Genomic DNA, 11,554 nt, shown 5'->3' on the forward strand with positions numbered 1-11,554 from the left:
CGGGTGCCATGACCCAGCGCTGCGCCGCGAACCAAGGATAGGGGTGGGATGGACCGCGACCGGCTTTTGGATCTGGGGTTCGCCCTTGATGCGCATCTGGGCGGCGTGTCGCAGGGCGCATGGTCCGCCAAGACGGCAGACGACGGCAGGGTTGTTCCAAAATGGTGTCCGGACACGGCCTGGTCGGTCGCCATGGGGAACTTCTGCACGGCTTGGCCGTGTTGCTGGATCGACGGGCCACGCCCAATGGGGTGTCCAACTGGCCGGGGCACGTTCGTCCACCATATCCTGACGGAGGGCGGGGGTGACCTTGCAAGCCACACGCCGCTGCGAAATTGGGGCGCACGCAGCGCCAAAATACTGGACCGCGTGCTTGCGGTTGCGGACCACACCAACCATGCCCTGTTCCCCAATACCGGGCTGGTTCACCTTGATCTGCATAAGGACAACATCCTGATCGCCGATGGCCGGGTCAGCGGTATCATCGATTGGGACGGGGCCTGTGCCGCTCGCCTTTGACCTGGACGGACATGGCCAGCCGGTTTGGAACATCGTTGATGCCGCGGGCTTTGAACCAACCATGCTGCAGGCCTATCTGGTGCTCTTGGTTATGAAATGTACCGCAGCGGCGATCCGGTTTCGGCCCGATGATGTGGACCGCCAACGCGACCGGGCTGACCGCGTGTTCGACCGCTACGGGATCTGACGCCCCCGGCGGCGGTGATCACCCATAGATAGCGAGCATCTTTTTCAAGTCATCAAGGGTATTCGCCTCAGCCACGGGTTTGTCCTGGCGCCAGCGGCTCATGCGCGGAAAGCGCAGGGCAACGCCGGATTTGTGGCGGGGGCTTTCCTGGATCCCTTCGAATGCGATCTCGAACACATGTTCGGGTGTCACGCTGCGCACGGGGCCAAACCGCTGCAACGTGTTCTTGCGCACCCAGGCCGTGATCTTGCGAAACTCTGCGTCGGTCAGGCCGGAATAGGCCTTGGTGAACGGGACCAGATCGTTGCCCTGCCAGACCGCGAATGTGAAATCGGTGTAAAGGTTCGCGCGCCGCCCGTGGCCTGCCTGCGCGTAGATCATGACCGCATCAATCACCAGGGGGTCGACCTTCCATTTCCACCAATCGCCTTTTTTGCGGCCGGACAGATACGGGGAGGTGCGGCGTTTTAGCATCACCCCTTCCGCCCCGATATCGCGGGAGCCTTCGCGCTGTGCGGCCAAGCCGTCCCACGTGTCAAACTCCAAAAGCGGTGACAAACGGATGGGCGCCGTGGGGGGCAGATCCGCGACCAGCGTTTCTAGCAACGCACGGCGGTCGGCAAAAGGGCGGTCGCGCAGGTCTGCGCCCTCCCATTCCAGCAGGTCATAGGCGCGCAAGACAACCGGGGCCTCGGCCAGCAGTTTCTTGGGCACGGTCTTGCGCCCGATCCGTTTTTGCAACGCATTAAAGGGAAGGGGCGCCTCATCGGCCCAGGCCAGCACCTCCCCATCCAGTACCGTCCCCGCGGGGACAAAATCAATCGCCTGGGCGAATTCAGGGAACCGGTCGGTCATCAGTTCTTCGCCGCGGGACCACAGAAAATGCTGCCCCTCCCGCACGATCAACTGGCCGCGAATCCCGTCCCACTTATGCTCTGCCGCCCAATCTGCGGGCTCCCCCAGATCCGCGGGCCCGTCATCCAGTTGATAGGCCAGATAAAACGGATAGGGGCGAGACAAATCGGCGGTCGGATCCGGGTCCAGGATCAGGCTTTGATAGGTCACCGTGTCGGGCGTCCATTTGCCCATCAAGCGGTGGGCCAGGTCCGGCTCGTCGATGCCCGTCGCCTGGGACAGGGCCCGGGTCATCAGTTTCTGGCTGACGCCGACGCGAAAGCCCCCGGTGATCAACTTGTTGAAAACAAAGCGTTCGGTGGGGCCCAGGCTATCCCAGGCCTCCAGCACGGCGGCCCGGCGCTGCATCTCGTCCAGCGCGCCCAAGCCTTTGACGACCCCGATCCAGTGGGTCAGGCTTTTGTCGCTGCTGCCACCCCCATCGGGTAGGATCAAGGCGATGGTTTCGGCCAGATCCCCGGCGACGGAATAGGCCTCCTCCAGCAGCCAAAGCGGTAGGCCCGCTTTGGCTGCGGCCCAGTCGCGCAAGAGGGTCGAGTTCACCGTGCGCTTGGGGCGTCGGCCCGACAGCAACGCGATGGTCCACAACCTGTCCTCTTCGGGCGCATCGGCGAAATAGGCTGACAGTGCGGCGACCTTGGCATTGGTCTTGGTCGTCTGATCCAGCGCGGTGAAGAGGGTCGCAAAGCGGTTCATGGGCGCAGATGGCGGGCCAGGAAGGCCGACATGCCCGCCACGGATCGATCCGCCTCTGGGGACAGTCCCGCCTTGATCTGCCAGACATGGGGGACGTTCTCAAAGAGCTCCAGTTCTACCTCGCGCCCGGCCTCTTGCAACCTGTCGGCAAGCCGGGTGCTGTCGGCCAACAGCACCTCATTATCGGCGACATGGATCACGGTCGGCGGCGTATCCGTGTGATCGGCAAACAGCGGCGACAACCGGGGATCGTTCAGCTCCATTCCGGGCGCATACATCGGCGCCGTGCGCTGCCCCCATTCAACGGGGACGAGTAGGTCGCGGTGGCGGTTTTCGGCGATCGTCGGGCTGTTGAACGTCATGTCGGTCAAGGGGGAGAGAAGCGCGAGTGCGGCGGGTTTGGGCAAATCCCCAGCCGTCAATTTCCCCATCAGCGCCAGCGCCAGGTTCCCACCGGCACTGTCACCTGACACAGCGATCTGATCCCCCCGAAAGCCTTGGTCCAGAAGGTAGCGATAGGCGGTCACCGCATCGTCCAAGGCAGCCGGAAACGGATGTTCGGGGGCTAACCGGTAATCGGGCACCAGCGCGCCCGCGGCACAGCCCAACCCGATCCGTGCCGCCAACCAGCGATGGCTGCGGGAGGAGCCGATGGTGAACGCCCCGCCATGCAAATACAGCAGCGCAAAGGGATGATCGCTGCGCGGCGTGATCCACCGCGCCTTCAGCCCGCCTGGCAGGTTGCGGAACGCCTCGCGCACACCGGGGGGCGGGCGGTACATGACCGCTGCCTGGTTATCGAGGATCGCGCGCAGGGTGGGCTGGTGCGCGATGTTGCGCAGCATGGGCTTTTGCACATAGCGCGCCATCAGGTTGAATATGTGTTGTGTCCGTGAGGTCATGCGGTCTCGGCTTCAGTCAATTCGGGCGCGTCGGTGGTATCCAGGCTTTCGCCTTCGAACTCGGTCTCTACGATTTGGGCATCATATCCCTGATCCTCAAGCCAGCGCCGAAAGACAGAAGTATAGCCATGGGTGACGAAAATGCGTTCGGCCCCGGTTTCGGCGATGGCGGTGTTCAGGCCCGGCCAATCCGCGTGGTCCGACATGACGAACCCCCGGTCAGCGGCCCGGCGGCGCCGGACCCCCCGCAGCCGCATCCAGCCGGAGGCAAAGGCGGTCGAACTCGCCCCGAACCGCCGCATCCACGGCGTGCCCAAGGCAGCGGGCGGGGCCACGACAAGTGCGCCGGGATAATCCTTGGCATTGGTGTCCGCGGTGACCTGCACCGTGTCGGGCAGCGTGTAGCCCTGGCCGCGCAGCACTGCATTGGTGCCTTCGACCGCGCCATGGGTCAGGATCGGGCCGATGCCGGGATCGACGCTGGCCAGGATGCGCTGCGCCTTGCCCAAGGCATAGGCCCCAATGACCGAGGTCTTGCCCTGGTCCACATTCCCCCGCCACCAGCCGTTGATCTGATCGGCCACAGCGGCTGGGCTGTCCCAGGTGAAAATCGGCAGGCCAAACGTGCATTCGGTGATGAAGGCATGGCAGCGGATTGGCTCAAACGGTTCGGACAGGCCATCCGGGACGACCTTGTAATCGCCCGAGACGACCCAAACCTCACCGCCGACCTCGACCCGTATCTGGGCCGAGCCCGGTACATGGCCCGCCGGGTGAAAACTGATCTTGGCAGCGCCGATCTGTTGGGACGCGCCATAGGGCAGGGTGCTCAGCCGGATATCTCCCAGCCGGTGGCGCATCACCGGGGCCGTGCCTTCGGCACATAGGTATTTATCGTGTCCCCACCGGGCATGGTCGGCATGGCCATGGGTGATCAGCGCGTTCTCCACGGGCCGCCACGGGTCGATGTAGAAATCACCCGCCGCGCAGTAAATCCCGCGATCCGTAAAGGTCAGCACGTTGCCCATGGCCAGCACAGTAGAGCACGGCACGGGAATTGACAGGGCATCGGGTTGCATTAACCGTGCCGCTGCCTAGGGTGCCGACAGAATTGCGGGAGGGATAGTGATGCAACTCAGAGACCGATTGATGCAAGGTGAGCCCCTTGCGGGAACCTTCCTAAAAACGCCAGAACATCTGCTGGTGGAGGTGCTGGCCGCCTCTGGCCTCGATTTCATCTGCCTGGATGCCGAGCATTCCCCGTTCGACCGCGGGCGCATGGATGCCTGCCTAGCCATGGCGCGCGCGCTTGATTTCCCGGCCCTGGTGCGCGTGCCCGCCGGGCGGCCGGAAATCATCCTTGGCGTGTTGGACAGCGGTGCCACCGGCATTGTGGTGCCCCATGTGGACAGCGTGGCCAAGGCCGAAGAGGTCGCGCGCGCGGCCCGGTTCGGCCATGGCGGACGCGGCTTTGCAGGCACGACCCGCTGGGCCGGGGTGCTGGGCGCGCCCATGGCCGACCTGCTGGAGCGGTCCCGGAAAGAGACCATCGTCATGGCCCAGATCGAGGAACCCGAAGGCGTTGACGCCGCCAATGACATCGCCGCAGTCGATGGCATTGATGCGCTGTTCATCGGTCCCGCCGACCTGTCCGTCGCCTATGGCAAGACCAATGTCGACAGCCCCGAACTGCACGCCGCCTATAAAACCGTCGGAGAAGCCTGCAAAACCCATGGGAAAGGCTTCGTCACCTGGGCCCCCGACGTGGCGAAAATGAAGGACTGGCACCCCTACGGCGTCAACTGCTTCTTCATCGCATCCGAACTGGGCTGGGTTCTCTCCGGTGCCCGGACTGTCGTCGCAGATATCAAGGCCCTGTCTCCAGACTAAGACGCCACGCGGCCCCATCATGTGTCTAAAAATATCCCCGCCGGAGGCATGAAATCTAAATGTCGCGGCAGACAGATGTTATGCCTCCGGCGGGGATATTTTTAGACACATGATGGGGGGAGATTTTCAGTTATTCGGGCGGCGTGTTTTCAAGGCGCTGGCCTTCGGCATCCAACACGAAGCTTTCACTCTTGTCAAAGTCCACGTGGACAGCCGTATCAACCGCCATGTCGTGCTGGCCAAACAGTCGAACGGTGAGAAGGTCAGGTTGCCCGATCTGGATCAGCAGGTTGGTGTCGCCGCCCAACCGCTCGACATGCTGCACAGTGCCACTCAAAGGGCCAGTTTCAGCCAATCGTAGATGCTCAGGCCGAATCCCGATGATTTGGCTTTTGGGGCCACCCAGCATATTGGCGGGAACAAAGTTCATCGATGGCGCGCCGAGGAAACCGGCGACGAATTGATTGGCGGGGCTGTTGTAAAGCTCCATGGGGCTGCCGATCTGTTCGACCCGGCCATCCCGGAAAACCACGATTTTGTCCGCCAGGGTCATCGCCTCGGTCTGGTCATGGGTAACGTACACCATGCTGGCCTTGAGCGAGCGGTGCAGGTTCGCAATCTCGATCCGTGTGTTCATCCGCAAGGCCGCGTCGAGGTTCGACAGTGGCTCATCGAACAGGAACAGGTCGGGTTCCCGCACAATGGCGCGCCCTATGGCCACGCGCTGGCGCTGCCCACCGCTCAGTTCCGCAGGGCGACGCGCCAGATACGTGTCCAGGGACAGCATTGCAGCGGCCTTGGCGATGCGGGCGCTGATCTCTGCCTTGGGCTGGCCCTCCTGTTTCAGGCTCAGGCCCATATTCCCCTCAACGGTCAGGTGGGGATAGAGCGCATAGGATTGGAACACCATGGCAATGCCCCGTTTCGCCGGCGGGACCCGGGTGACGACCTTGCCCGCAATCTCGACCGTGCCGGATGTCGCATCTTCCAGCCCGGCAATGACCCGCAGCAATGTGGATTTGCCGCAGCCCGACGGGCCCACGAAGACGACGAATTCTCCTTCCTCGACCGTCAGGTTGATATCCCGCAACACCTCGGTCTGACCAAAGGACTTCGACAGGTTGGTCAATTTCAACGCGGTCATTCCATTGCCCCCAATGCCACGACTTGCCCTGTCCGGATACTCTCATCCGCGGCAAGGCAGATGGCCAGGCTTTGCACCGCATCTTCCATATGCCGGGTCAGGTCCAGATCCTCAACCATGGCGCGCAGCATGTAGGCCTGTTCGGCATCGCACAACGCCTGGTGGCCGGGCTCGTCGGGCATGTCGATCAGTGTATCGCCATTCGGACGGTGCACCCGGATCGCACCGACCTTGGTATGGCCATCGATATCCGCCGATCCACCCAGATTGCCATCGGTGATCGACACAGCGCCGTTGGGCGACACGATATCTTTCACGAAAAACGCGGTTTCCGACATCATCGGACCCCATCCCGCCTCGTACCAACCAACGGAGCCATCGTCGAAGATCACCTGGAACTGCCCGTAATTATACATGTCCGGCGCAATTTCATCGCTCAGCCGCACGCCCATACCGTGGACGCGCAGGGGCTTGGCATCGGTGATTTGGCACATGACATCCACGTAATGCACCCCGCAATCCACGATGGGCGACATCGTCTGCATCAGCGCCTTATGCGTCTTCCACTCCGCTCCGCTGGATTGCTGATTGAGGTTCAGGCGAAAGACGTAAGGCCCGCCCAGGCCCCGCGCCTCGGCGATCAACCGGACCCAGGAGGGATGGTGGCGCAGGATGTAGCCGACCATCACCTTGCGCCCGGTTTCCAAGGCTTTGGCCTGGATCCGGCGCGCATCCGCAACGGTGGTCGCCAGGGGCTTTTCGACAAAGACATGGGCGCCCGCCGCCATCGCCGCAATCGCGTATTCGGCATGGCTGTCGGAATAGGTGGCGATCACGGCGAGGTCGGGTTTGGTCTGGACCAACGCCTCGCCAAAATCGCGAAACATCGGATAACTTGTCAGTTGCGGCGGCAGATCCACGGCGGACCGGTTGACCAACCCCACGACCTCTGCCGCGCCGTTGTGGTGGGCCAATGCGTGGCTTAACCCCATATTGCCCAGTCCTGCGATCAAAACGCGTGTCATTTGACGGCTCCCGAGGTGAGGCCGCGGATCAATTGCCGCGAGAAAATGACATAAAGCACCATCACCGGCAGGATCGCCATGGACAGCGCCGACAGGACCGCGTTCCAGTCCGTCACAAACTGCCCGATGAAGACCTGGCTGCCCAGGGTCAGGGTCTTGGTCTCTTCCGCGGGGGCCAGGATCAGCGGGAACCACAGGTCGTTCCAGATCGGGATCATGTTGAACACCGCAACCGTCGCCATGGCGGGTCGCACCAGCGGCAAGACAAGGCGGAAAAAGATTGTATATTCACTCAACCCATCGACGCGGCCTGCGTTTTTCAAGTCGTCCGAGACCTGGCGCATGAACTCGCTGAGAATGAACACGGCCAGGGGAAGACCTTGCGCAGTATAGACCAGGATCAGCGCCCAAAGCGTGTTCACCAGCCCGGTCGCCACCATCATCTCAAGGATCGCCACAGTGCCGATGCGGATCGGGATCATGATGCCAAGCGCCAGGTAAAGGCCCATCAACATGTTGCCGCGGAACCGGTATTCGGCCAAAGCAAAGGCCGCCATGGCACCAAACAGCAGGATGAAAAACAGCGAGGCCACGGTGACGATCAGGGAGTTTTGCAGGTAAAGGATAAAGTCGCCTTGCTGGAAAACCGTCTGGTAGCCGATGGTCGAAAACGTCTCGGCATTGGGCAGGGCAAGCGGTTCTCGAAAGATCGCTTTGCGGGTCTTGAAGCTGTTGATCAGAATCACGAAGACCGGAAAAAGCGCGATCAGTGTATAGATGATGAGGGCCCCATGCATGGCCGCCACGGTGACCGGGTTCCGGCGGGCCCGAGACATCTGACCAGGCATCAGAACTGGTACCGCCGGATGCGGGTCTGGATACCAAACAGGTAAATGCAGACGCCAACCAGGATGATGGCAAACATGGCCGTGGCAATCGCCGAACCCATATGCGGATCACCCAGTTGCAGTTGGAAGCCAAAGAACGTGCGGTAAAGGAACGTGCCCAGGATGTCAGATGCGAAATCCGGCCCCGCCAGCGCGCCCTGGGCCGCATAGATCAGATCGAAGGCGTTGAAATTCCCCACGAAGGTGAGGATCGAGATGATCCCGATCGACGGCAGGATCAATGGCAGCTTGATCTTCCAGAATGCAGATAGGCCGGTGATGCCCTCCGTCTCGGCCGCCTCCAGGATCTCATCGGGGATGGTCAGGAGGGCCGCATAGATCAGCATCACCGGGATGCCCACGAACTGCCAGACCGAGATCAGGGCGAGCGTCGTCAACGCAGACCCTTCCTTGCCCAACCAAGGCGCAAAAAGACTTTTCAGACCGACAGCATCCAACATCGAAGGGGCGATGCCCCAGATCGGCGATAGGACAAGCTTCCAAGCAAAACCCACGATCACAAAGGACAGGATGGTAGGGATGAAGATGGCCGAGCGGTAAAAGGCTGCGAACCTGAGCCGCGGATGGCTCAGTAATGCCGCCAGAAAAATACCGATCGGGTTCTGCACCAACATATGGATGAAGAAGAACCAGAAATTGTTGCCAAGCGCGTTCCAGAAACTCTCCGACCAGCGCGGATCACCGAACAAGGTGCGAAAGTTCTGCACACCCACAAAGATCCGCTGCTGATCGACCTCTGTAAACAAGGCTAGCCGCAACGTGTTAAACAGCGGCACGATCATCACGGCGGTGTAAACCAGCACCGCAGGTGCCAAGAACACCACGATATGCCACCGCCCGCGCAAGACTAGTTGGCCGAAAAACACTTCGACTCCAACCAAGGAGCCGAAGTGCCATCACGTGTCGCGGTCATCGACGTCCCCGCCTGTACCGCATGACCAGCTTGGCTGACTTTGCCTTTAAAAAGCATGAATGCTGCGCGCTTTTGTGACCTGATCAACGCCTCCGGCGGGGATATTTGAGGACACATGATGGGCAGTCTCGCTTCGTCTGATAATTGAGCGCTTCTTGCTGTCATCATGTGTCCTCAAATATCCCCGCCGGAGGCTGCCGCAATCTCAATCAGCGCCCTACTGCAAAATGGGGCGCTGGTTTTTCAACAAGTCACTGCTGCGGTTCGTACCAGCTCGCCAAACCGTCCTGCAGGCGCTGCCCGGCGGCTTCGGGTGTCTCCGCCCCTTTGATGACCTGGGCAGAGGCGTTCCAGGTGTCGTTCTCCAGGTTGGGGGTGCCGCGCGACAGGATTTGGTAGGTGGAGCGGATGGTCGAGTTGCAGTCCCCCCGCCAGGATACGAATTCCTGGGCCAGCGGGTCTTCCATGGCCACATCGAAGTTCGACAGGGAGAAAAAGCCGGGCAGCGCATTGGCATAGATCGTGGCGAACTCCTCTGACCCGACCCAGTCCAGGAATGTGCGCGCGGCCTCGGCATTAGCGGATGCTGCGTTGAGGCCGATGGCAATGTCGGTGTGGTCCGAGATATAGCAGTCGGTGGCCCCCGCAGGCAGGGGCGGCTTGAACGCGCCCATCTCGAAATCGGCCTGGGCGTTGAAGCCGCTGATCTCCCAACTGCCGGCGGGGTAGATTGCGGCGCGGCCCAGGGTGAAGAGGTTCTGGCTGTCGGGATAGGTCTGCGCCTCGAACCCGTCGCCCAGATACGCCCCCCATTTGGCAAGCTGCGCATAGGGCGCGACCCAGGCCTCATCCGTCAGCTTTTGCTCGCCTGCAATCAGGGCCAGGCGGCCTTCCTCGCCGCCCCAATAGTTGGGGCCGATATTGTTGTAGCCCATCGTGGCCGCTTCCCATTGGTCATTCGTACCCATGGCCATGGGGATATAGCTGCCATCTTCCTTGATCGCGTCGAGGGCAGCAAAGAACGCGTCCTCTGTCTCGGGCACCTCCAGCCCCAGTTCCGCAAACGCATCCTTGTTGTAGATAAAGCCGTGGATCACGCTGGCCATCGGCACACAGAACGTTGCCGCGCCATCATCGGTCTGCCAGGCCGATTTCGCCACGTCCGAGAAGTTGGCCATGCCTCTCAGATCGGACAGATCGGTCAAATGCCCGGCATCATAGAGCGCCAGTGACGCATCGAATGGACGGCAGGTGATCAGATCGCCGGCTGACCCGGCATCCAGTTTCGAATTCAGCACGGCGTTGTATTCGGCGGGCGCGGAGGGCGCGAACTCTACTTTGATCCCGGGATGGGTGGCCTCGAATGCCGGGATTATCTGCTGCTGCCACAGGGTCAGATCGTCGTTGCGCCAGCTTTCAATCGTCAGCGTGACGTCTTGGGCGGAAAGTGCGGTTGTTCCCAGCAGTGTCGCCGTTATCGCCGCAAGGGCGTGGGTCTTGCTTGTCATGAATGTCTCCCCTGTTGGTCGTGTGTTGGTCTGATCATGGGCAAGGCCGGGGCAGGTGCGCAAGGGCTTCGCGCAGATGTCCGTCCGCGGCTTGCAAAAGAGCGTGGGCGTCGGATGCTGACGGGGCACCGGCGGCCAAAAGGATGGCAACCTTCACCTCTCCGGAGGCGGCAGTCAGATACGGCGCCGCCGCGCCCGGCGCGCATCCCCCAATCCGGGCCACGATCTGCGCCGCCCGGTGGTGCAGCTTTTCGTTATCGGCCCGCACATTGACCATCAGCCCGTCATGGACATGCCCCAAGGCGATGCCCATCACGGTGGACATGATGTTCAGCGCGGTTTTCTGGGCAGTGCCCGCACCCATGCGGGTAGAGCCTGCCACGCATTCCGCTGGTGTTTTCAGGCAGATGGACAGACGTGCCGGTTGAAAAAGTGGTGCGTTGGGTATGTTGGCGACGGCAACCACGGTGGCACCGCGCGCCGCAGCGGTTTGGGCGACCGCCACGGTGTAGGGTGTGCTGCCGCTTGCGGCGACGGCGATCACGCAATCGGTCGCGTGGATCCCGCCCGCTGCGTCTTGGCCCGCTGCGATATCATCTTCCGGCGCGCCTGGCATGGCAACCGAAACAGGTAAGCCACCGGCCATCAGGATGGCGATCTGCGACGGCGCAATCCCGAATGTCCCTGACAATTCCAGCGCATCCGCTGCGGCCATCAACCCCGAAGACCCGGCACCCGCATAGATCAGCCGCCCCCCGGACCGGATGGTGGCTGCCATGGCAAGCCCCGCTTCGGCAAGCAGTGGCAGGACCGGCTCCACCGCATTCAAGGCGGCAACCTGGCCGTCGAACAGGTGCCGCGCACCGTCTGCCGGAGGTAGGGTATCCAGGCAAGCGGTGGCGGGATTGCGATGTTCGGTGGCTGGTTGCAACATGCGACTCCCTTTT

12 protein-coding genes are annotated in these 11,554 nt (G+C 61.9%); 3 read left to right on the forward strand and 9 right to left on the reverse strand.

Annotated features, from left to right (window positions below; genetic code table 11):
* Nucleotides 1–48 precede the first annotated feature (48 nt).
* Together IU397_RS03250 and IU397_RS03255 are read left to right on the forward strand one after the other, a co-directional pair.
* Nucleotides 49–519: a phosphotransferase gene (locus IU397_RS03250; protein WP_204410672.1), complete on the forward strand. Its 471-nt coding sequence runs from the start codon at nucleotides 49–51 to the stop codon at nucleotides 517–519.
* Entirely contained in the window at nucleotides 503–706 is a 204-nt protein-coding gene (locus IU397_RS03255; RefSeq protein WP_204410675.1) for a hypothetical protein, read from the forward strand. Before IU397_RS03250 ends, IU397_RS03255 begins: the two co-directional genes overlap by 17 nt.
* Nucleotides 707–724: 18 nt before the next feature.
* Here the strand turns inward: IU397_RS03255 and IU397_RS03260 are convergent, their stop codons facing one another.
* The 3 genes from IU397_RS03260 to IU397_RS03270 are packed head-to-tail and all read right to left on the reverse strand — an operon-like array spanning nucleotide 725 to nucleotide 4,298.
* Nucleotides 725–2,317 (reverse strand): ATP-dependent DNA ligase, encoded by a 1,593-nt coding sequence (locus tag IU397_RS03260; protein ID WP_204410677.1) that lies wholly within the window; start codon nucleotides 2,315–2,317, stop codon nucleotides 725–727.
* On the reverse strand, nucleotides 2,314–3,219 hold the full coding sequence (locus IU397_RS03265) for an alpha/beta hydrolase (RefSeq protein ID WP_204410679.1): 906 nt from the start codon (nucleotides 3,217–3,219) through the stop codon (nucleotides 2,314–2,316). Before IU397_RS03265 ends, IU397_RS03260 begins: the two co-directional genes overlap by 4 nt.
* Nucleotides 3,216–4,298: a ligase-associated DNA damage response exonuclease gene (locus tag IU397_RS03270; protein WP_239479574.1), complete on the reverse strand. Its 1,083-nt coding sequence runs from the start codon at nucleotides 4,296–4,298 to the stop codon at nucleotides 3,216–3,218. The genes IU397_RS03265 and IU397_RS03270 overlap by 4 nt, the downstream gene beginning before the upstream one ends.
* A 49-nt stretch (nucleotides 4,299–4,347) precedes the next feature.
* Between IU397_RS03270 and IU397_RS03275 the strand changes: the two genes are divergently transcribed.
* Nucleotides 4,348–5,109 (forward strand): HpcH/HpaI aldolase/citrate lyase family protein, encoded by a 762-nt coding sequence (locus IU397_RS03275; RefSeq protein ID WP_204410681.1) that lies wholly within the window; start codon nucleotides 4,348–4,350, stop codon nucleotides 5,107–5,109.
* A gap of 130 nt (nucleotides 5,110–5,239) precedes the next feature.
* On the opposite strand, the gene IU397_RS03280 is transcribed toward IU397_RS03275, so the two are convergent.
* The 6 genes from IU397_RS03280 to IU397_RS03305 all read right to left on the reverse strand — a co-directional run bounded on the left by IU397_RS03280 (nucleotide 5,240) and on the right by IU397_RS03305 (nucleotide 11,541).
* Nucleotides 5,240–6,253 carry an ABC transporter ATP-binding protein gene (locus tag IU397_RS03280; RefSeq protein WP_204410683.1) on the reverse strand — a complete coding sequence of 338 codons (1,014 nt, stop codon included), beginning with the start codon at nucleotides 6,251–6,253 and terminating at the stop codon, nucleotides 5,240–5,242.
* On the reverse strand, nucleotides 6,250–7,278 hold the full coding sequence (locus tag IU397_RS03285) for a Gfo/Idh/MocA family protein (protein WP_204410685.1): 1,029 nt from the start codon (nucleotides 7,276–7,278) through the stop codon (nucleotides 6,250–6,252). The genes IU397_RS03280 and IU397_RS03285 overlap by 4 nt, the downstream gene beginning before the upstream one ends.
* Nucleotides 7,275–8,114: a carbohydrate ABC transporter permease gene (locus IU397_RS03290; RefSeq protein ID WP_204410688.1), complete on the reverse strand. Its 840-nt coding sequence runs from the start codon at nucleotides 8,112–8,114 to the stop codon at nucleotides 7,275–7,277. Before IU397_RS03290 ends, IU397_RS03285 begins: the two co-directional genes overlap by 4 nt.
* An 11-nt stretch (nucleotides 8,115–8,125) precedes the next feature.
* Nucleotides 8,126–9,052 carry a carbohydrate ABC transporter permease gene (locus IU397_RS03295; RefSeq protein WP_370541606.1) on the reverse strand — a complete coding sequence of 309 codons (927 nt, stop codon included), beginning with the start codon at nucleotides 9,050–9,052 and terminating at the stop codon, nucleotides 8,126–8,128.
* 298 nt (nucleotides 9,053–9,350) lie between these two features.
* Entirely contained in the window at nucleotides 9,351–10,607 is a 1,257-nt protein-coding gene (locus IU397_RS03300) for an ABC transporter substrate-binding protein (protein WP_204410690.1), read from the reverse strand.
* 34 nt (nucleotides 10,608–10,641) lie between these two features.
* Nucleotides 10,642–11,541, reverse strand: coding sequence for an N-acetylmuramic acid 6-phosphate etherase (locus IU397_RS03305; protein WP_204410693.1), 900 nt, complete (start codon nucleotides 11,539–11,541; stop codon nucleotides 10,642–10,644).
* Nucleotides 11,542–11,554 lie beyond the last annotated feature (13 nt).

This window comes from Actibacterium sp. 188UL27-1, assembly GCF_016901225.1.
Taxonomy (GTDB): domain Bacteria; phylum Pseudomonadota; class Alphaproteobacteria; order Rhodobacterales; family Rhodobacteraceae; genus 188UL27-1.

Coding starts and splice junctions, on each gene's coding strand:
- IU397_RS03250 (WP_204410672.1), top strand. CDS start 49: ATGGACCGCGACCGGCTTTTGGATCTGGGGTTCGCCCTTGATGCGCAT.
- IU397_RS03260 (WP_204410677.1), bottom strand. CDS start 2,317: ATGAACCGCTTTGCGACCCTCTTCACCGCGCTGGATCAGACGACCAAG.
- IU397_RS03265 (WP_204410679.1), bottom strand. CDS start 3,219: ATGACCTCACGGACACAACACATATTCAACCTGATGGCGCGCTATGTG.
- IU397_RS03270 (WP_239479574.1), bottom strand. CDS start 4,298: ATGCAACCCGATGCCCTGTCAATTCCCGTGCCGTGCTCTACTGTGCTG.
- IU397_RS03275 (WP_204410681.1), top strand. CDS start 4,348: ATGCAACTCAGAGACCGATTGATGCAAGGTGAGCCCCTTGCGGGAACC.
- IU397_RS03280 (WP_204410683.1), bottom strand. CDS start 6,253: ATGACCGCGTTGAAATTGACCAACCTGTCGAAGTCCTTTGGTCAGACC.
- IU397_RS03285 (WP_204410685.1), bottom strand. CDS start 7,278: ATGACACGCGTTTTGATCGCAGGACTGGGCAATATGGGGTTAAGCCAC.
- IU397_RS03290 (WP_204410688.1), bottom strand. CDS start 8,114: ATGTCTCGGGCCCGCCGGAACCCGGTCACCGTGGCGGCCATGCATGGG.
- IU397_RS03300 (WP_204410690.1), bottom strand. CDS start 10,607: ATGACAAGCAAGACCCACGCCCTTGCGGCGATAACGGCGACACTGCTG.
- IU397_RS03305 (WP_204410693.1), bottom strand. CDS start 11,541: ATGTTGCAACCAGCCACCGAACATCGCAATCCCGCCACCGCTTGCCTG.